General features: G+C 59.9%; 16 protein-coding genes. 10 read left to right on the top strand and 6 right to left on the bottom strand.

The genetic code is table 11. The features are described from left to right. Nucleotides 1-47: 47 nt before the first annotated feature. Nucleotides 48-1,226 (bottom strand): substrate-binding domain-containing protein, encoded by a 1,179-nt coding sequence (locus tag HX830_RS03245; protein WP_177098956.1) that lies wholly within the window; start codon nucleotides 1,224-1,226, stop codon nucleotides 48-50. A 401-nt stretch (nucleotides 1,227-1,627) separates the two neighbouring features. Between HX830_RS03245 and HX830_RS03240 the strand changes: the two genes are divergently transcribed. Continuing rightward, nucleotides 1,628-2,269, top strand: coding sequence for a DUF1345 domain-containing protein (locus tag HX830_RS03240; protein WP_103495635.1), 642 nt, complete (start codon nucleotides 1,628-1,630; stop codon nucleotides 2,267-2,269). Between the two features lie 122 nt (nucleotides 2,270-2,391). Here the strand turns inward: HX830_RS03240 and hppD are convergent, their stop codons facing one another. Next, complete coding sequence (gene hppD / locus HX830_RS03235) at nucleotides 2,392-3,468, bottom strand: 4-hydroxyphenylpyruvate dioxygenase (RefSeq protein WP_177098955.1); 1,077 nt, start codon at nucleotides 3,466-3,468, stop codon at nucleotides 2,392-2,394. Between the two features lie 246 nt (nucleotides 3,469-3,714). After that, entirely contained in the window at nucleotides 3,715-4,656 is a 942-nt protein-coding gene (locus HX830_RS03230; protein WP_177098954.1) for a DMT family transporter, read from the bottom strand. An 88-nt stretch (nucleotides 4,657-4,744) separates the two neighbouring features. On the opposite strand from HX830_RS03230, the gene HX830_RS03225 reads away from it, so the two are divergent. From HX830_RS03225 to gloA, 4 genes are all read left to right on the top strand, one after another. Beyond that, on the top strand, nucleotides 4,745-5,617 hold the full coding sequence (locus tag HX830_RS03225) for a LysR family transcriptional regulator (protein ID WP_177098953.1): 873 nt from the start codon (nucleotides 4,745-4,747) through the stop codon (nucleotides 5,615-5,617). A 149-nt stretch (nucleotides 5,618-5,766) separates the two neighbouring features. Next, nucleotides 5,767-7,338: an EAL domain-containing protein gene (locus HX830_RS03220; protein ID WP_177098952.1), complete on the top strand. Its 1,572-nt coding sequence runs from the start codon at nucleotides 5,767-5,769 to the stop codon at nucleotides 7,336-7,338. A gap of 242 nt (nucleotides 7,339-7,580) precedes the next feature. Beyond that, nucleotides 7,581-7,937: a histone-like nucleoid-structuring protein, MvaT/MvaU family gene (locus tag HX830_RS03215; protein ID WP_103495640.1), complete on the top strand. Its 357-nt coding sequence runs from the start codon at nucleotides 7,581-7,583 to the stop codon at nucleotides 7,935-7,937. A 609-nt stretch (nucleotides 7,938-8,546) separates the two neighbouring features. After that, the gene (gene gloA / locus HX830_RS03210; RefSeq protein WP_177098951.1) at nucleotides 8,547-9,077 is read left to right on the top strand and encodes a lactoylglutathione lyase; all 531 of its coding nucleotides are present in this window, start codon (nucleotides 8,547-8,549) and stop codon (nucleotides 9,075-9,077) included. Nucleotides 9,078-9,231: 154 nt separating this feature from the next. Here the strand turns inward: gloA and ahpF are convergent, their stop codons facing one another. The 3 genes from ahpF to HX830_RS03195 all read right to left on the bottom strand — a co-directional run bounded on the left by ahpF (nucleotide 9,232) and on the right by HX830_RS03195 (nucleotide 12,563). Next, a complete protein-coding gene (ahpF, locus tag HX830_RS03205; protein WP_103495642.1) occupies nucleotides 9,232-10,797 on the bottom strand; it encodes an alkyl hydroperoxide reductase subunit F in 1,566 nt (521 codons plus the stop codon). Between the two features lie 125 nt (nucleotides 10,798-10,922). Next, the gene (gene ahpC / locus HX830_RS03200; RefSeq protein ID WP_103495643.1) at nucleotides 10,923-11,486 is read right to left on the bottom strand and encodes an alkyl hydroperoxide reductase subunit C; all 564 of its coding nucleotides are present in this window, start codon (nucleotides 11,484-11,486) and stop codon (nucleotides 10,923-10,925) included. Between the two features lie 132 nt (nucleotides 11,487-11,618). Continuing rightward, nucleotides 11,619-12,563: a site-specific integrase gene (locus HX830_RS03195; protein WP_177098950.1), complete on the bottom strand. Its 945-nt coding sequence runs from the start codon at nucleotides 12,561-12,563 to the stop codon at nucleotides 11,619-11,621. Between the two features lie 177 nt (nucleotides 12,564-12,740). Between HX830_RS03195 and HX830_RS03190 the strand changes: the two genes are divergently transcribed. The 5 genes from HX830_RS03190 (at nucleotide 12,741) to HX830_RS03170 (ending at nucleotide 18,359) form a co-directional block, all read left to right on the top strand. Then, complete coding sequence (locus tag HX830_RS03190; protein ID WP_177098949.1) at nucleotides 12,741-13,712, top strand: DNA-binding protein; 972 nt, start codon at nucleotides 12,741-12,743, stop codon at nucleotides 13,710-13,712. Between the two features lie 287 nt (nucleotides 13,713-13,999). After that, nucleotides 14,000-15,310, top strand: coding sequence for an ABC transporter substrate-binding protein (locus HX830_RS03185; protein WP_103495653.1), 1,311 nt, complete (start codon nucleotides 14,000-14,002; stop codon nucleotides 15,308-15,310). 150 nt (nucleotides 15,311-15,460) lie between these two features. Then, nucleotides 15,461-16,387, top strand: coding sequence for a carbohydrate ABC transporter permease (locus HX830_RS03180; RefSeq protein WP_100941177.1), 927 nt, complete (start codon nucleotides 15,461-15,463; stop codon nucleotides 16,385-16,387). Between the two features lie 10 nt (nucleotides 16,388-16,397). Beyond that, nucleotides 16,398-17,234 (top strand): carbohydrate ABC transporter permease, encoded by an 837-nt coding sequence (locus HX830_RS03175; RefSeq protein WP_100941163.1) that lies wholly within the window; start codon nucleotides 16,398-16,400, stop codon nucleotides 17,232-17,234. Nucleotides 17,235-17,255: 21 nt separating this feature from the next. Next, a complete protein-coding gene (locus HX830_RS03170; protein ID WP_103495647.1) occupies nucleotides 17,256-18,359 on the top strand; it encodes an ABC transporter ATP-binding protein in 1,104 nt (367 codons plus the stop codon). Nucleotides 18,360-18,363 lie beyond the last annotated feature (4 nt).

The following is an 18,363-nucleotide window of genomic DNA, read 5'->3' as shown; positions in this document are numbered from 1 at the left end:
GGCTTGCACCGTTGCTGACCGGGTATTGCGCTACGTTGACGCGAGGGTTACAGCGGACGACCGATGGCGTTGCAGACGCTGGTGTTACCGACGTACTGAGCGCTGGTGGCGGTCAGGAAGCTGCCGCGCAAGGCGGACTTGAAGGCTGCGGACATTGGAACGAAACGGTTAGCCGTTACCGCTGCATCGTTGGCACTGGTACCAGTACCGTATTGCTGGGTCAGGAACGAACGCACCAGACCAGTCTGGGTTGGATCGGCATAGCACTGGCTGAAGATCATGTTGGTGAAGCCGATGATCGGGTAGCCGGTCGTTGGGAAAGCAAAAACGCTTGGATCGCTAGGGTTGGTCGTTGCAGCGAAAATCGGTGCCCAAGCGTTAGGATCGGCACGGTTGGCCGCTGGAGGTGGAGTGACACCGGAGACGGCGGTACCGACGTTGGCGAGGTTGGGGGCAACGCTGTTGATGGTGGCGATTTTGGTCGCATCGTCCAGACCGGCCGTGGTGGTCACTGCAACGTCTGGGCTCATGTAAGTAATGGCGCCATCGGTGCTGTTTACCAGGGACATGACAGCCGGGCTGCCCTTGGCGGTGATGACGGTTGGAGGGTTGACGCCTTTGGCGGCGGTGTGGCTGCCAGCAAAGGTCGTGGTGATTGCGAAAGAACCATCAAGCGGATTGGTGCACTTGGCGTTCAGGTAACGGGTGAACAGTTCAGTGGTACCACTGCTGTCACTGCGATAGGCCACGGTGATGGTGCCGGTACGACCAGAACCTGTAACGTTGCTCCAGTCCGCCAGACGACCAGAGAAAATACCGCACAGTTGGTCAGTGGTCAGGTTCAGGTTGCCACCGGCCTTGTTGAACGGAATCGTCACCGCAGTCGCCATTGCAGGCACCTGAATCAGTGGGCCCCAGGCCGCGCCGTGGTTGGTGTTGTAAGTGGAGATATCGGTAGTCGCGAGTTTCGAGTCGCTACCAGCCCAGTGCACGTTGGTGGTGGCGGGCAGGCCGAACTGGGTTGCATCGTTGTTCAGAAACGCGAGTTTACCCGCGCCGCTACCAACACCGATGTAAGCGGCAAAACCGGAAGGCAGAACACCGGAAGTGTTGTAGAACGGAGCCGCGAGGGTACCGCCACCGCCGTTGATAGCGGCCATGGCTGCCTGGGCGGAGCACAGGGCAGCGAGGGTCAGGGATACCGCGAGAACATTGCGCTTAAACATGAAGAATCTCCTTTCGTCGTGTTCGTACGTTGAGTGACTTGCTCGTTCTTGACGCCATGGCGCTCGAGGCGTCGCCTTAGTTCCAGACGACTTGAGGGGTGAGGCCATGAATGAGAACTTCTCAAGTTCCGGTGACAGATAAAGGAAAAAACCTCGGGTGAATCTTATTGATTTTTAAATAAATTCTCGGGTGTTCGCGACGCTTTCACCACGTAATACCGGCACTTTTACGGGAGTGGCAAAGAGCCTTGCGCTGGAGGCGGCGAGACACGGGGCCGGGTCGCCGGGATATGACAGAACGAGGAACCCGAGTTCTTCGAACTCACTGCACGGGGGCGCGGCGATTCTGTATGACGAGGTCCATGTTAAGGTGCGCGAATACTTGAAAACAGAGCGCGCCAATGCCCCATCTCGCCCGAACCCATCCACGCTTGACCCTCTCCGCCCTCCTCGGCCTGGCCGTCGGCGCACTGGCTCCGGTCAGTCCGGTACTGACCAAGATCCTGATCGGCTGGAATGCCGGCGTCTGGGCCTATCTGGCCATGATGCTGTGGCTGACCGTGCGCTCCCGACCCGAAGACGTGCAACGCTTCGTCGAACGCGAAGACGAAAATGCCGGGACAGTCTTGCTGATGGTGTCGATTGCCGCGATTGCCAGCCTGGCGGCGATCACCGTCGAACTGGCGGGCAGCAAGGACCTGGAGATGCACACGCGCCTGCTGCATTACGGCTTTACCGGGCTGACGGTGATGGGCTCGTGGCTGCTGATCGGGGTGATCTTCAGCGTGCACTACGCGCGGCAGTTTTATCTGGGCGAACCTGAAGAATCGCCCCTGCGCTTTGCCGATGGCGAGAAACATCCGGACTATTGGGACTTCCTGTACTTCTCTTTCACCATCAGCGTGGCGGTACAGACTTCCGATGTCGGCGTAGCGACAAAAGCATTGCGCAAGGTGGTGCTGGCGCAATCGTTGATCGGCTTTCTGTTCAATACGGCGATTCTGGGGTTTTCGATCAATATTGCGGCGGGGTTGTTTGGCTGAGCCAGAACACACCGTCCTGTAGGAGCTGGGCTTGCCCGCGAAGCTTTTGGCGTCCTTGAGAACGCCTTCGCGGGCAAGCCCTGCTCCTACAGGGGTTGCGTATGCCTTTAGAAAACGGGGCGTTACTCGGTCGCGAGTACACCACGGCGAACCTGGTCTCGCTCGATCGACTCGAACAGCGCCTTGAAGTTGCCCTCGCCGAAACCATCGTCGCCTTTACGCTGGATGAATTCGAAGAACACCGGCCCCATCAGGGTTTCCGAGAAGATCTGCAGCAGCAGGCGCTTGTCGCCGTCCTGCGAGGAGCCGTCCAGCAGGATCCCGCGCGACTTCAGTTCGTCGACCGGTTCGCCATGGTTCGGCAGACGACCTTCGAGCATCTCGTAGTAAGTCTCCGGCGGCGCGGTCATGAAGCGCATGCCGATCTTCTTCAACTGATCCCAGGTCTTGACCAGGTCGTCGGTGAGGAAGGCCACGTGCTGGATGCCCTCGCCGTTGAACTGCATCAGGAACTCTTCGATCTGGCCCGCGCCCTTGGACGATTCTTCGTTCAACGGGATGCGGATCATGCCGTCCGGCGCGGTCATGGCCTTTGAGGTCAGGCCAGTGTATTCGCCCTTGATATCGAAGTAACGGATCTCGCGGAAGTTGAACAGTTTCTCGTAGAAGTTCGCCCAGTAGGCCATGCGCCCGCGATAGACGTTGTGGGTCAGGTGGTCGATGATCTTCAGGCCCGCGCCTGGAGGATTGCGGTCGACGCCATCAAGGTAGACGAAGTCGATGTCATAGATCGAGCTGCCTTCGCCGTAACGGTCGATCAGGTACAGCGGCGCGCCGCCGATGCCCTTGATCGCCGGCAGGTTCAGCTCCATCGGGCCGGTGGCGATATGGATCGGCTGGGCACCCAGCTCCAGGGCACGGGCATAGGCCTGCTGGGCGTTTTTCACGCGGAAGGCCATGCCACACACCGAAGGACCGTGCTCGGCGGCAAAGTACGACGCCACGCTGTGGGGTTCGTTGTTGAGGATCAGGTTGATCGCGCCCTGGCGATACAGGTGCACGTTCTTGGAGCGGTGGGTCGCGACCTTGCTGAAGCCCATGATCTCGAAGATCGGCTCCAGGGTGTTCGGGGTCGGCGATGCGAATTCAATGAACTCGAAGCCCATCAGGCCCATCGGGTTTTCGAAGATATCGGTCATGGTGACGCCTCATCATTTTTATCAAGTAACGGTCAGTTAGTTGCTATCAATGCGGACGTCGGCGGGTGGCGCACAGGAAATGCCCCGCACACTGCGGGCCAGGAAATCGCCGTAGATCAGTTGGCACCCAAATATCTTCATGTCGACCCAGTCTCTCAGGGCGAGGCTTCTGCTGCCAGAAGACGTTATTCTTATATGCGTAACCAGATTCTACATGGCGTAACCCGGTTTGTCCGTATCCCTTTTTTATTTCGACCCGGGCAGCCGCAAAGCCGGTCGGTTGCACAGGTAGATGCCGCCCAGGATCAACCCGCCGCCCAGGCACATGATCAGCGTCAACTGCTCGCCCAGCAATAGCGCGCCACAGATCACCGCGGTCAACGGATTGAGGCCGATAAACACGCCAGCACGCGTTGCACCGATATGCTGGATGCCATCGTAATACCAGATATAGGCCAGCGCCGAACCCAGCCCGCCGAGGTAGACCAGGCTCATCAGCTGTTGTGGATTCAAGGTTTCGATGAGCGCAAGACTCGCCTCCCCGCGCAGCCAGGTGGCCAGCCAGAGCATGGCCGTACCAAGCCAGATCGAATAGGTCACGGTGGTCAGCGGGCCCAGCACCCGGGTCAGGTTGCGCGAGAACAGCGAGTAGACCGCCCAGGACAGCACGCAGCCGAAGATCAGCAGGTCACCGATCCAGGTCTGGGCCGCGCCATCGAACAGGCTGCGGTTGCCGCTGATAATCACCAGCCCCGCACCACCCATGCAGACCAGGATGCCGAGCACCTTCGCTACGTTCAGCCGCTCCTTGAAGAACAGCCATGAAGCCAGCCCGAATACCGCCGGATTCAGCACGACGATCAATGACGCCCGCGAAGCATTGATGTAGTGCAGACCATAAAAGAAGCAGAGGTTGTAGAGAAAAATGCCGAAAAATCCCAGCAGCGCCAATTGAGCCAATTGTTTCCTGTCCGGCAGCACCAGCGTAATACGCGTCGCCACGATAAACACCAGCAGGATCACACTGGCCAGGAGAAAGCGCAGGCTGGCCAGCAACAACGGCGCGATATCGCTGGACAGGAAGCGCCCGGCGACAAAGGTCCCGCCCCAGATCATCGAGACTCCGGCAAGCTTGAAGTAGACCCGCAGGTCGCTGCCTGCGGCGAAGGTGGACACCTGTGTGTGCATGGTTTCTCCTGCTGATCGATTACGAGGGTTGTCAAACTGGCTGCATTATTTTATTTATGTCGACTCATCGTAAAATGAGTAAAAGCTCATGACCCTGACCCAGCTGGAAGTGTTTTCCCAGGTCGCCGAACTGCGCGGCTTTACCAGTGCGGCCCTGCGCCTGGGGATCAGCCAGTCGGCGGTTTCCCATGCCCTCAAGGGGCTTGAGCAGGAGTTGGGTGTCGAGTTGCTGCGTCGGCACCAGGGCCAGGTGGAACTGACGGATATCGGCGCACAGTTGCTGCAACGGGCCCGGGCCATGCTGGGCCTGGCGGACACCTTGCGCCAGGAGGCCGCCGATGCCCGAGGCATGAAACGCGGGACCCTGCGTATCGGCTCGTTCGGGCCCACTTCCTCGACCAAGCTGCTGCCGACGCTGCTGGCCCGCTACCGGCAGGCACATCCGGGTATCCAGGTGCAGGTCGACGAAGGTCCTGATCGACAGGTACTGCAATGGCTGGAAGAGCGGCGGATCGACGTGGGTTTCGTGGTGCTGCCGCAGGAGCGCTTCGACACCTTTGCCCTGGTGGAAGACCAGATGGTCGCCCTGCTCCCTGTCGGCCACCCGTTGTGCGAGCAGCGGGCCATTGAACTCAAGGCGCTGTGCCAGGATCCGTTCATTCTCACCGGAGCCGGTTCCGGGGAGTTGGTGTCCCAGCTGTTCGCGGCCCAGCGACTGGTTCCGGACATTCGCTACCGTACCGCGCAACTGCTCAGCACCCTGGCGACCGTTGCCCGTGGTGAAGGCGTGACCGTGGTGGCCGAACAATCCCTGCCGGAACACCCGGCCCCCGGTTACGTCAGCCGGCCGTTGTCGCCACGGGTGATACGTCAGATTGGTATCGCCGTGCTCGACCGACGCCAGGTCTCACCGGCAACCCAGGCTTTTATCGACCTGGCCAGTCGATTCGAATATAGATAGCCTGTGGGAGCGGTGCTTGTCTGCGAAGCTTTTGGCGCTCTTACGGACGCCATCGCCGGCAAGCCAGCTCCCACAAGGTAGGTACTCAAGATTAAGTAAGTGAGCAGCATTACTCTTCCAGGCGCCCTTGCCCCTACAGGTTCCCTTCAATGCCATTGACCGCCAAAGGTTCTCGCTCCTGGATCGCCCGTTACGCCTTGAGCCTGCTGATCGGCCTGCTGCCGATTCTCTCCGGGATCGCCATCCTGCATTGGCAAGCCGGTCGGACCTTGAGCCAGAACGCCGGGAAAACCGCCGGCGAGGCCCTGAAACAGTTCGACCTGATGCTCGACAATGCCGCCGAGTCCGCCAATGTCATCCTGCCCCTGGCCGGCCAGCCCTGCGACGACGTCAAACTGGCCCTGCGCGAACAGGTCACCCGGCGGCCCTTTGTCCGGGCCGCGAACCTGGCCTGGAACAACAACCTGTATTGCACTTCCTTGTTCGGGCCTTATCAGGAAGCGGTCGACCCGGCGGACTATGTCGACGGCACGCTCTGGTTGATGAACGGTAATCCGGTCACCCCCAAGTCCTCACTGCTGGTCTACCGCCTGCAGGACGGCAAAGGCGCTGCCATGGTCAGTATCGACGGTTATCACCTGGCCAATATCCTGCGCCTGATCGGGCGTGAGGCCGGCTTGCGCCTGCAGGTCGGCAATGTCTGGATCTCCGGCCAGGGCCAGGTACGCGAGGGTGAAGCCCCCGGGTTTGCCGTCGGTCAGGCGAGCTTGTCCTCTAGTCGCTTCCCCTTCAGCGTCAGTTCAGGCTTCCCGGCGGGAGAAGCCTGGCGTTACGTCGGCAAGGAATACCCGGCCCTGATGGCCTTGCTGCTGGTATTTGGAGTGCTGGCCGCGGCCACGACGCGCTGGTTGCAAAATCGCTCCAACGCACCGACCCACGAACTACGGCGAGCCCTCGAGGCCCGGGAGTTCATTCCTTATTTCCAACCGGTGGTGCGCAGCGATAGCCGCCAATGGGCCGGGGCGGAAGTGCTGATGCGCTGGCAGCATCCCCGTGAGGGGTTGGTGCGCCCGGACCTGTTCATTCCCCTGGCCGAAGACTCGGGCCTGATCGTACCGATGACCCGTTCATTGCTGCAACAGACCGCCACCCTCCTCGCCCCGCACGCGGCGGTCTTTGCACCCGGCTTTCACGTCGGCGTGAATATCACCGCCCGGCATTGCCAGGATCTCGCACTGCTGGACGACTGCCGTGACTTTCTTGCCGCCTTTGCTCCGGGCCGGGTGCGCCTGGTATTGGAATTGACGGAACGGGAACTGATCGAACCCAGCGCCGTTGCCCGGCAATTGTTCGCCCGGTTGCGCGAGATGGGCGTGATGATTGCCATTGACGACTTCGGCACCGGGCATTCAAGCCTCAGTTATTTGCGCCAGTTCAACGTCGACTACCTGAAAATCGACCAGAGCTTCGTCGCCATGATCGGCGCCGACGCGTTGTCCGGGCATATCCTGGAGAGCATTATCGAATTGAGCGCCAAGCTCGAACTGGGCATCGTTGCCGAAGGTGTCGAAACGCCACTACAACGCGACTACCTGAGCGCCCGAGGCGTCGAGTTTCTCCAGGGCTACTTGTTTGGTAAACCATTGCCGGCGGAAGACTTTCTTAACAATTTCAAACGACAGATCAGCGTACAAGAGGATAAAGTCGTGCTGTCAGAATAAGACACTGACACTTGTCTATCGGTATTTCTTCAACGTCTAACCCACGTTATTTACTCTTGGCCTGATAACTACTACACTTTTTCATGCCTGCAGTAATTTGATAGGAAGCCCCCAGGCTTATAAGTAACTTTCCGCACTGCCACACCCAGGTGCATACGCGTGACGAAAGCCGTTGCAAGCATTGGCTTGTCGTTTTGTTTTAGGTGGTTGGCAGCCGAATACAACTCGTGGAGATAAACATCTTGTCCAAACTCGCCGTATTTCGTGCCGCAGAACAGGCCCTTAAAGAACAACTCGCCCAGCTGGAAGCCCTGAAGAATGACGCCGGACTCAAAAAGGAGATCGAGTTCGAGGAAAAACTCAAGGGCCTGATGAAAACCTACGACAAGAGCCTGCGCGACATCGTCGCGATCCTCGACCCGAACCCAAGCAGAACCGGCGCCGCTGCGCCCAAACAGCGGCGCGCCCGCGTGGTCAAGGTTTACCAGAACCCTCACACTGGCGAACTGATCGAGACCAAGGGCGGCAATCACCGTGGCCTGAAAGCCTGGAAAGAACAATACGGGGCAGCGACCGTTGATTCCTGGCTGCGCGGCTGACTTCACGCTTGAACGCAAAAGCCCTGCCCAGGCAGGGCTTTTCCTTGCAGCCCCAAAATCATACCGCCCGGTATCATGATGGCGACAATCGGCGTCTGTCGGGGACAACTTTTTCAGGCAAGAGTTCCTACTCGGCGACAAACGTCGGAAATGCAGCACTCAAAAACGACACCGCGCCCGTTATTCACCGACCCCAAGCGTTCCGACTGTTCTTAATTGCATGTAAAAAATCTCTCACAGCCAGCGGAGGGAATGCGCTACCTCTATTACGTCTGTCGGATGAAAAACAAGCCATTCACGTTCTTCACACATTTTTCACATCGATTCTTACAGGATGCAGGCTGCTAAAGGATTAGCGCCCCATGCCCGCTTCGGCGGGCTTCTTTATGCCTCTTCGGCAAGTTTTATACACTTCGCTATAACTTCCCGACAAAATCGAAGTAGCCCGCTATTACCCGGCACATCTGTGCCCGAGTCTAAAATCCGCCCGTCCGAATTTGGCGCCCGCGCCTCGCTTCAGTATGATCCTGTCCCACAGGATCGGAATCGGCGAGTCTGCCTGCCCGTCCATGATCGCCCGCTTTTTTTCACCTGCTTTGCGGAGAGCCCATGAGCCTGCAAGACCTGAACACCTTCCCCGGCGTTACCGCCCAACCCGACGCCGCCACCCAGGGCTTCGTGTTCAACCACACCATGCTGCGGGTCAAGGATGCCACCCGGTCCCTGGACTTCTACACCCGCGTGCTGGGCTTCTCCCTGGTGGAGAAACGTGATTTCCCGGAAGCCGAATTCAGCCTGTATTTCCTTGCCCTGGTGGACAAGGCGCAGATCCCGGCCGACGCTGCCGAACGGACCCAGTGGATGAAGTCGATTCCCGGCATCCTGGAACTGACCCACAACCACGGCACCGAAAGCGATCCTGATTTTGCCTACCACAACGGCAATACCGATCCACGGGGCTTCGGCCATATCTGCATTTCGGTGCCGGATATTCGTGCGGCCTGCGCGCGCTTCGAAGAGCTGGGCGTCGAATTCCAGAAACGCCTGACCGACGGTCGCATGAAAAGCCTGGCCTTCGTCAAGGACCCGGACGCCTACTGGGTAGAAATCATCCAGCCGGCGCCGCTGCAAGACGCCTGATAGCCCGCTGTAAAGAAAAAGCCCCATGAATCCTCGATTCATGGGGCTTTTTCTTTACAAACTTCAAGCACTACCGAACGTGGGAGCGGAGCTTGCCCGCGAAGAGGCCCTTGAGGCCGCTAAAAACTTCGCGAGCCAGCTCCGCACCCACAGGTCAGGCTGGTGCAGAGCTGCGGATCAGATGGTCAAAGGCGCTCAGGGAGGCCTTGGCACCCTCGCCCACCGCGATCACGATCTGCTTGTACGGCACCGTAGTTACGTCACCGGCCGCGAAAATGCCAGGCAACGAGGTTTCACCACGGGCATCGACGATGATCTCGCCGCGCGGCGACAGCTCGACACTGCCCTTGAGCCAGTCGGTGTTCGGCAACAGGCCGATCTGCACAAAAATGCCTTCCAGCTCGACGGTGTGGAACTCACCCGAATCACGGTCCTTGTAGACCAGGCCGGTGACCTTCTGCCCGTCGCCCTTGACTTCACTGGTCAGCGCGCTGGTCACGACGTTGACGTTTGGCAGGCTGTAGAGCTTGCGTTGCAGCACGGCATCGGCGCGCAGCTTGCTGTCGAACTCCAGCAGCGTTACATGGCTGACGATACCGGCCAGGTCGATGGCCGCCTCGACACCAGAGTTGCCGCCACCGATCACCGCGACACGCTTGCCCTTGAACAGCGGGCCGTCACAGTGCGGGCAGAAGCACACGCCCTTGGCCTTGTATTCCTGCTCGCCCGGCACCCCCATTTCACGCCAGCGGGCGCCGGTGGCAAGGATCACGGTCTTGGCCTTGAGGCTGGCACCGCTTTCAAAACGCACTTCGTGCAGTTCACCGGCATTCTTCGCTGGCACCAGGGCACTGGCCCGTTGCAGGTTCATGATATCGACATCGTACTGGCGAACATGCTCTTCCAGGGCGCTGGCCAGTTTCGGCCCTTCGGTTTCCTGGACCGAGATAAAGTTCTCGATCGCCATGGTGTCCAGCACCTGGCCACCGAAACGCTCCGCCGCGACACCGGTACGAATACCTTTGCGCGCAGCGTAGATCGCCGCCGCGGCACCGGCCGGGCCACCGCCGACCACCAGGACATCAAAGGCGTCCTTGGCGCTGATTTTTTCCGCCTGTTTCTCGATGGCGCCGGTGTCGAGCTTGCCAAGGATTTCCTCGAGGCCCATGCGGCCCTGGCCGAAGTTCACACCGTTGAGGTAGACACTGGGTACAGCCATGATCTTGCGATCGTTGACTTCGTCCTGGAACAGCGCGCCGTCGATGGCGACGTGGCGGATGTTCGGGTTCAGCACCGCCATCAGGTTCAGCGCCTGGACCACGTCCGGGCAGTTCTGGCAGGACAGCGAGAAGTAAGTCTCGAAGTTGAACTCACCCTTGAGCGAGCGGATCTGTTCGATCACTTCGACACTGGCCTTCGAAGGGTGGCCGCCGACTTGCAGCAGGGCCAGCACCAGCGAAGTGAATTCGTGGCCCATGGGGATACCGGCGAAACGCAGGCTGATATCGGCTCCGGGGCGATTCAACGAGAACGATGGCTTGCGCGCATCAAGGCCGTTGTCCAACAAGGTGATCTGGGTGGAAAGGCTGGCGACTTCTTTGAGCAGTGCGAGCATTTCCTGAGATTTCGCGCCGTCATCAAGGGAGGCGACGATCTCGATCGGTTGCGTAACCCGTTCCAGGTACGACTTCAACTGGGCTTTAAGATTGGCGTCCAACATGCGGGCGATTTCCCTTTTTCAATACTGTAGAAATAACAACGCCCAGGTGATTACCACCCGGGCGTTATGGGGCGGTGCGGCTGACTTATGAAGTGCGGATGACCGCCCTTGAATGACTCACGGACTTAGATCTTGCCGACCAGGTCCAGAGACGGAGCCAGGGTGGCCTCGCCTTCTTTCCACTTGGCTGGGCAGACTTCGCCTGGGTGAGCGGCAACGTACTGAGCGGCCTTGATCTTGCGCAGCAGCTCGGAAGCGTCACGGCCTACACCGCCATCGTTGAGTTCAACGATTTTGACCTGGCCTTCCGGGTTGATCACGAAAGTACCGCGGTCGGCCAGGCCAGCTTCTTCGATCAGGACGTCGAAATTGCGGGAGATGGTCAGGGTCGGGTCGCCGATCATGGTGTACTGGATTTTGCCGATGGCTGGCGAAGTGTTGTGCCAGGCAGCGTGGGCAAAGTGGGTGTCGGTCGACACGCTGTAGATTTCGACGCCCAGTTTCTGGAACTCGGCGTAGTTGTCAGCCAGGTCTTCCAGTTCGGTTGGGCAAACGAAGGTGAAGTCAGCTGGGTAGAAGAACACGACCGACCACTTGCCTTTCAGGTCAGCGTCCGAGACTTCGACGAATGCGCCGTTTTTGAAAGCGGTTGCTTTGAACGGTTTAACTTGGCTGTTGATGATAGGCATCGTTGACTCTCCGTCAGGGGTTAAGAAGTTGATGGGAGAATCCTAGCCATTCTTTTGCGTTCTGGCTCATTGGCAAAGCTGATGCTCGCGATTGCTTTTCGCTATGAGCAGACACTATTAATAGAAGAAATCTTATGCTCCTTGATCCACCGGTTTTTCGACGATGAGCCCCATGCCTGGAAACGGGCTGGCCTCGATATAGCGCATGGCCGATTTCATGTCCTTCCAACCGACATAACTCATCAGCGACTTCAGGTCCCAGCCGCTGCGGTGCGCCCAGGTGGCGAAGCCACGGCGCAAGGAATGGCTGGTGTAGTGCTCGGCGGCAATCCCGGCGCGCTCCAGGGCCTGGCGCAGCAAGGGGATGATGCTGTTGGCGTGCAAGCCCTCCTCGCCCAGGTGCCCCCAACGGTCAATGGCGCGAAACACCGGGCCACGCACCAGCGCGGCGCTGTTGATCCAGTCGATATAGGCCTGCACCGGGCACAGGCGCTGCAAGGCCGGGGCCTGGTAGGTCTGGCCGAGGTTGTCGCGGTCGCTTTTGCTGCGCGGCAAATACAGCGTCATGCCGGAGCCTGCGACAGCTCGGACATGCTCGATTTCCAGGCGACAGAGCTCGTCGCTACGAAAGCCCCGCCAGAAGCCCAGCAGGATCAGCGCCTTGTCTCGTCGGGCGCGCAGCAGCGTCGGCCGATCATCGGCGACCAAGGCCAGGGTCGCTTGCCCATCGAGACTGACGACGACTTGCTCAAGATGCTGCAATTGCAAGGGTTCAGCCTGCTTCTCCCGCGCCGGGTGCAGGGCGCGAATGCCCTTGAACACCTTGCGCACCAGAGGCGCCTTGGTCGGATCGGCGAAACCCTGGCTGTTGTGCCATTGCGCCAGGGCTGACAGCCGCAACTTCAGCGTGTTGATCGACAGTACGCCGGCATGGGCCATCAGGTAGCGCACCACGCTGTCACTGGTGGCCGGCAGGAAACCGCCCCAACTCACTTCGAAATGTTCTATGGCGGCCTGATAGCTGCGACGGGTGTTGTCCCGCGTCGCCGCCTGCAGGTAGCGGTCCAGCTCGTTCATGACCTCGATTCCCGGCATTCGTACTGATTCCCCGGGCAAAAGCGCGAAAGCGGCTTATCACGCGGGGTAATACTAGTATATCCCGTGTTAATAATTTCAAATATCGGCTTTTTGTTTTTATCTATATGCTATGTAAATACATGGTACGTACCACAGTACGAAATCGTAGGAGAGAACATGGCTCGCGGCGGCGTAAACAAGGCAGTGGTGCAAACGGCACGCTTGGCGATCCTCGCCCGCGGCGAGCACCCGAGCATCGATGCGGTACGTATCGAAATGGGTAATACCGGGTCCAAAACCACCATCCATCGCTATCTCAAGGAGCTGGATGACGGTGATCTGCGCCGTGTGGCACCCACGGAGTCACTCGACGAAGAGCTGGGCGAGCTGGTTTCGCGCCTGGCACAACGCCTCCAGGAACAGGCTCGGGAACCTGTCGAGCAGGCCCGGGCACAACTGGCGGCGGAAAAAGCCGAATGGCAGGCGCAATTGGCCGAGATGGCCCGGCAGATGGAGCAACAGCAGCGCCAGTTCGAGATCCAGGCCGTGGCCCTGGCCGATGAGTCGCGCAACCTGCAAACCACCCGCTCGATGCTGCAGACCGAACAGACCCGCAACGCCGGGCTGAGCCAGGCCTGTAGCGATTACGAATTGCGCCTCAAGGACAAGGACCAGCAGATCCGCTCGCTGGAGGACAAGCATCTGCACGCCCGCGAAGCACTGGAGCACTTCCGCAGTGCAGCCCGTGATCAGCGCGACCAGGAACAGCGCCGACATGAGACGCAGATCCAACAGGTACAGATGGAGTTACGCCAGGCCCAGCAAAGTGCGCTGGTGCGCCAGGACGAGATCACTCAACTGAATCGTGACAATGAGCGGCTGCTGGCCGAGAGCCGGGGAACCGCGAAGGCCCTCAAGCTGGCGCAGGAGCAGTTGGATAAAGAGCAGCAGCGCACGGAGCGGCAGCTTCAACAGGCGCAAACGCTGGAGAATGCCGGCACCCTGCTTCAGGAACGCCTGCGGGTGGCCTTGGCGGAAAGTGAGTCGCTAAAGCTTGAACTGACGGATCAGCAGGGACGAAGCCAAGCGCTTGAACGCAAGCTGGCTGAATCCGAAACCGCACTGAAAGAGCTTCACGCCCCCCTGTAGCCCGACTGGCGATACGGCCTCAACAAGAAGCCGTATCCTCGCGAATCTATACGGATTCACCCCCTCATCCCCCCGTAAATCCCCACTCCCCTATCTCGATCAGCGGTTTCGCCGACCTGCGACATTCTGCCCCAGTGCAAAAAAGTACCGAACGAAGTGTCGTCAAGGATTTGTCAGGACGGCGTTTGAAGGCTGTAATCAATGCCAGATTCTTCCTGGACACCGGAAGACACAACAACAATAAACTGACCTTCAGCGCCTCCGTGCGTAATGAAGAGGAGTGTTCGATGAAAGCCATTGCCACCGCACTGCTTGTCACCACCGGTCTCACCCTCAGCGGCGTCAGTCTTGCCGCCCAGACCCTGACCATCGCCACCGTCAACAACAGCGACATGATTCGCATGCAGAAGCTGTCGAAAACCTTCGAAGCCGAGCACCCGGACATCAAGCTCAACTGGGTGGTCCTGGAAGAAAACGTCCTGCGCCAACGCCTGACCACCGATATCGCCACCCAGGGCGGCCAGTTCGACGTGCTGACCATCGGCATGTACGAAGCTGCACTCTGGGGCGCCAAAGGCTGGCTGGAACCGATGAACAACCTGCCCGCCGCCTACGATATCGATGACGTATTCCCGTCGGTACGTGACGGTCTTTCCGTCAAGGGCACCCTGTTCGCCCTGCCGTTCTACGCCGAAAGCTCCATGACCTACTACCGCACCGACCTGTTCAAGGACGCCGGCCTGACCATGCCCGAGCGCCCGACCTGGGAACAGATCGGCGAGTTCGCCGGCAAGCTCAACCACCCCGACAAGGAGCAATACGGTATCTGCCTGCGGGGCAAGGCCGGCTGGGGCGAGAACATGGCCCTGATCACCACCGTCGCCAATGCCTACGGCGCGCGCTGGTTCGATGAGAAGTGGCAGCCGGAATTCAACGGCCCGGAGTGGAAGAACGCCCTGAACTTCTACGTCGACACCATGAAAAAAGCCGGCCCGCCGGGCGCTTCGAGTAACGGTTTCAACGAAAACCTGGCGCTGTTCAACAGCGGCAAGTGCGCCATGTGGGTCGACGCCAGCGTGGCCGGTTCCTTCGTCACCGACAAGACCCAGAGCAAGGTCGCCGACCACGTCGGCTTTACCTACGCGCCGCATCAGGTCACCGAGAAAGGCTCGGCCTGGCTCTACTCCTGGGCCCTGGCGATCCCGACCAGTTCCAAGGCCAAGGACGCGGCGAAAGTCTTCAGCAGCTGGGCCACCTCCAAGGAATACGGCGCGCTGGTGGCCAAGGAAGACGGCATTGCCAACGTACCGCCAGGCACTCGCGCCTCGACCTACAGCGATGCCTACATGAAGGCCGCGCCGTTCGCCAAGATCACTCTGGAATCACTGAAGGCTGCCAACCCGAAAGACCCGAGCGCCAAGCCCGTGCCTTATGTCGGGATCCAGCTGGTGACCATTCCCGAGTTCCAGGCCATCGGCACCCAGGTCGGCAAGCAGTTCTCCGCCGCACTGACCGGCCAGACCACCGTCGACAAGGCCCTGGCCGATGCCCAGACCTTCACCGAACGCGAAATGAAACGCGCGGGTTATCCGAAGTAACCCCATTCAGGGACAACACACCGTCCCTGTAGGAGCAGAGCTTGCTCGCGAAGCTTTTGACGGCCTCAAAGCCGTCATCGCCAGCAAGCCCGTCCTCCCGAACCCGCGCAATACCTGTTCGCTATTTGCCTTCCATTGGTTCTGATCACCATGAATACCTCCACTGCCAAAGCCCATATGGATATACCCCAGCCGCTGCGCAAAAGCCGTTTGCGCAACCCCGGCTGGTTTCTGGTCTCACCATCAGTCGGCCTGTTGCTGCTGTGGATGATCGTGCCCCTGGGCATGACCGTTTACTTTTCGCTGATCCGCTACAACCTGCTCTATCCGGGCGAGAACCAGTTTGTCGGCCTGGAAAACTACACCTACTTCCTGACCGACTCGGGCTTTCTCCCGGGCGCCACCAACACCCTGCTCCTGGTGGGCAGCGTGCTGCTGATCAGCGTGGTGTTCGGCGTGCTGATCTCGGCGCTGCTGGAAGCCAGTGAGTTCTTCGGCCGCGGCATTGTCCGGGTCCTGTTGATTTCGCCCTTCTTCATCATGCCCACCGTCGGTGCGCTGATCTGGAAAAACCTGATTTTCCACCCGGTCTCGGGGATTCTCGCCGCGCTGTGGCGAGTATTCGGCGCACAGCCGGTGGACTGGCTAGCCCATTACCCGCTGCTGTCGATCATCATCATCGTCTCCTGGCAGTGGCTGCCCTTCGCCATCCTGATCCTGATGACCGCCATGCAGTCCCTCGATCAGGAACAGAAAGAAGCCGCGCGCCTCGACGGAGCAGGTCCGGTGGCGATCTTCTGGCACCTGACCCTGCCGCACCTGGCCCGGCCGATTGCCGTGGTGGTGATGATCGAAACCATCTTCCTGCTCTCGGTGTTCGCGGAGATTTTCACCACCACCAACGGTGGTCCGGGCTACGCCTCGACCAACCTGGCCTACCTGATCTACAACCAGGCCCTGGTGCAGTTCGATGTCGGCATGGCTTCGGCCGGCGGCCTGATCGCGGTGATCATTGCCAATATCGCCGCGATCATCCTGGTCCGGATGATCGGCAAAAACCTGACAGACAAGCCTTGAGGCCCGCGCCATGACCCTCACACTCAAACAATCCCGGCGCCTGCAAAGCGTTCTGCTCGGCACCCTGGCCTGGGCCATCGCGATCCTGATCTTCTTCCCGATCTTCTGGATGGTGCTGACCAGCTTCAAGACCGAGATCGACGCGTTCGCCACGCCGCCGCAGTTCTTCTTCACCCCGACGCTGGAAAACTACCTGCATATCCAGGAGCGCAGCGACTACTTCCACTTCGCCTGGAACTCGGTGGTGATCTCCTTCAGCGCCACCTTGCTGTGCATGCTGATCGCGGTGCCGGCGGCCTACTCCATGGCGTTCTATGAAACCCAAAGGACCAAACGCACCCTGCTGTGGATGCTCTCCACCAAGATGCTGCCGCCGGTGGGCGTGCTGATGCCGATCTACCTGCTGGCCAAATCCTTCGGCCTGCTGGACACGCGCCTGGCGCTGATCGTGATCTACACCCTGATCAACCTGCCGATCGTGGTCTGGATGATTTACACCTACTTCAAGGACATCCCCAAGGACATCCTCGAGGCCGCTCGCCTCGACGGCGCGACCCTGTGGCAGGAAATGGTCCGGGTGCTGCTGCCGATCAGCAAGGGCGGACTGGCCTCGACCCTGCTGCTGTCGCTGATCCTGTGCTGGAACGAGGCTTTCTGGTCATTGAACCTGACCTCCTCCCAGGCCGCGCCGCTGACCGCATTGATCGCCTCCTACTCAAGCCCCGAAGGTTTGTTCTGGGCCAAATTATCGGCCGTTTCGACCCTGGCCTGTGCGCCGATCCTGATCTTCGGCTGGATCAGCCAGAAGCAATTGGTGCGCGGTTTGTCCTTCGGCGCTGTGAAATAAATACTTAAAAGGAGCCTCACCATGGCCAACCTGAAAATCAAGAATCTGCAAAAGGGCTTCGAAGGCCTGTCCATCATCAAGGGCATCGACCTGCAAGTGAACGACCGCGAGTTCGTGGTCTTCGTCGGCCCGTCGGGCTGCGGTAAATCGACCCTGCTACGACTGATCGCGGGGCTCGAGGAGGTCACCTCCGGCACCATCGAGCTGGACGGTCGCGATATCACCGAAGTCAGCCCGGCCAAGCGCGACCTGGCGATGGTGTTCCAGACCTACGCTCTGTACCCGCATATGAGCGTACGCAAGAACATGTCCTTCGCCCTCGACCTGGCCGGCGAGGCCAAGACCGAGGTGGAACGCAAGGTCAATGAAGCCGCGCGGATCCTGGAGCTCGGCCCGCTGCTGGAGCGCAAACCCAAGCAACTCTCCGGCGGCCAGCGCCAGCGCGTCGCCATCGGCCGCGCCATTGTGCGCAACCCGAAGATTTTCCTGTTCGACGAACCGCTGTCCAACCTCGACGCCGCCCTGCGGGTACAGATGCGCCTGGAACTGGCGCGCCTGCACAAAGAGTTGCAGGCCACCATGATCTACGTGACCCACGACCAGGTCGAAGCCATGACCCTGGCCGACAAGGTGGTGGTGCTCAATGCCGGGCGCGTCGAGCAGGTCGGTTCGCCCCTGGAGCTCTATCACGCACCGGCCAACCTGTTTGTCGCCGGCTTCCTCGGCACGCCGAAAATGGGCTTTCTCAAGGGCAAGGTCAGTCGCCTCGACGGCCAGGGCTGTGAAGTCGAACTGGAGGCCGGCACCCGCATCAGCCTGCCGCTGAGCGACCCCGGCCTCAGCGTCGGCAGCCCGGTGACCCTGGGGATTCGCCCGGAGCACCTGGAACTCGCCAAGCCCGGCGACTGCACCTTGCAGGTCACCGCCGATGTCGGCGAGCGCCTGGGCAGCGACACCTTCTGCCATGTGCGCACCGCCTCCGGCGAAGCCCTGACCATGCGTATCCGCGGGGACATGGCCAGCCAGTACGGGGAAACCCTCAAGCTGCACCTGGACAGCAGCCACTGCCATTTATTCGATGCCAACGGTGTAGCGGTCGCCCGTCCGTTGCGCGCTGCCGCCTGATTGC

The sequence above is a fragment of the Pseudomonas gingeri genome (assembly GCF_013385425.1).
GTDB classification, from domain to species: Bacteria; Pseudomonadota; Gammaproteobacteria; order Pseudomonadales; family Pseudomonadaceae; genus Aquipseudomonas; species Aquipseudomonas gingeri_D.
The sequence above is the reverse complement of the archived record's forward strand: the minus strand, read 5'-3'. Positions and strand labels throughout refer to the sequence as shown.

What these genes read in the sequence shown, in the direction of transcription:
- HX830_RS03245 (WP_177098956.1), bottom strand. Translation starts at nt 1,226, where the DNA reads ATGTTTAAGCGCAATGTTCTCGCGGTATCCCTGACCCTCGCTGCCCTG.
- HX830_RS03240 (WP_103495635.1), top strand. Translation starts at nt 1,628, where the DNA reads ATGCCCCATCTCGCCCGAACCCATCCACGCTTGACCCTCTCCGCCCTC.
- hppD (WP_177098955.1), bottom strand. Translation starts at nt 3,468, where the DNA reads ATGACCGATATCTTCGAAAACCCGATGGGCCTGATGGGCTTCGAGTTC.
- HX830_RS03230 (WP_177098954.1), bottom strand. Translation starts at nt 4,656, where the DNA reads ATGCACACACAGGTGTCCACCTTCGCCGCAGGCAGCGACCTGCGGGTC.
- HX830_RS03225 (WP_177098953.1), top strand. Translation starts at nt 4,745, where the DNA reads ATGACCCTGACCCAGCTGGAAGTGTTTTCCCAGGTCGCCGAACTGCGC.
- HX830_RS03220 (WP_177098952.1), top strand. Translation starts at nt 5,767, where the DNA reads ATGCCATTGACCGCCAAAGGTTCTCGCTCCTGGATCGCCCGTTACGCC.
- gloA (WP_177098951.1), top strand. Translation starts at nt 8,547, where the DNA reads ATGAGCCTGCAAGACCTGAACACCTTCCCCGGCGTTACCGCCCAACCC.
- ahpF (WP_103495642.1), bottom strand. Translation starts at nt 10,797, where the DNA reads ATGTTGGACGCCAATCTTAAAGCCCAGTTGAAGTCGTACCTGGAACGG.
- ahpC (WP_103495643.1), bottom strand. Translation starts at nt 11,486, where the DNA reads ATGCCTATCATCAACAGCCAAGTTAAACCGTTCAAAGCAACCGCTTTC.
- HX830_RS03195 (WP_177098950.1), bottom strand. Translation starts at nt 12,563, where the DNA reads ATGAACGAGCTGGACCGCTACCTGCAGGCGGCGACGCGGGACAACACC.
- HX830_RS03190 (WP_177098949.1), top strand. Translation starts at nt 12,741, where the DNA reads ATGGCTCGCGGCGGCGTAAACAAGGCAGTGGTGCAAACGGCACGCTTG.
- HX830_RS03185 (WP_103495653.1), top strand. Translation starts at nt 14,000, where the DNA reads ATGAAAGCCATTGCCACCGCACTGCTTGTCACCACCGGTCTCACCCTC.
- HX830_RS03180 (WP_100941177.1), top strand. Translation starts at nt 15,461, where the DNA reads ATGAATACCTCCACTGCCAAAGCCCATATGGATATACCCCAGCCGCTG.
- HX830_RS03175 (WP_100941163.1), top strand. Translation starts at nt 16,398, where the DNA reads ATGACCCTCACACTCAAACAATCCCGGCGCCTGCAAAGCGTTCTGCTC.
- HX830_RS03170 (WP_103495647.1), top strand. Translation starts at nt 17,256, where the DNA reads ATGGCCAACCTGAAAATCAAGAATCTGCAAAAGGGCTTCGAAGGCCTG.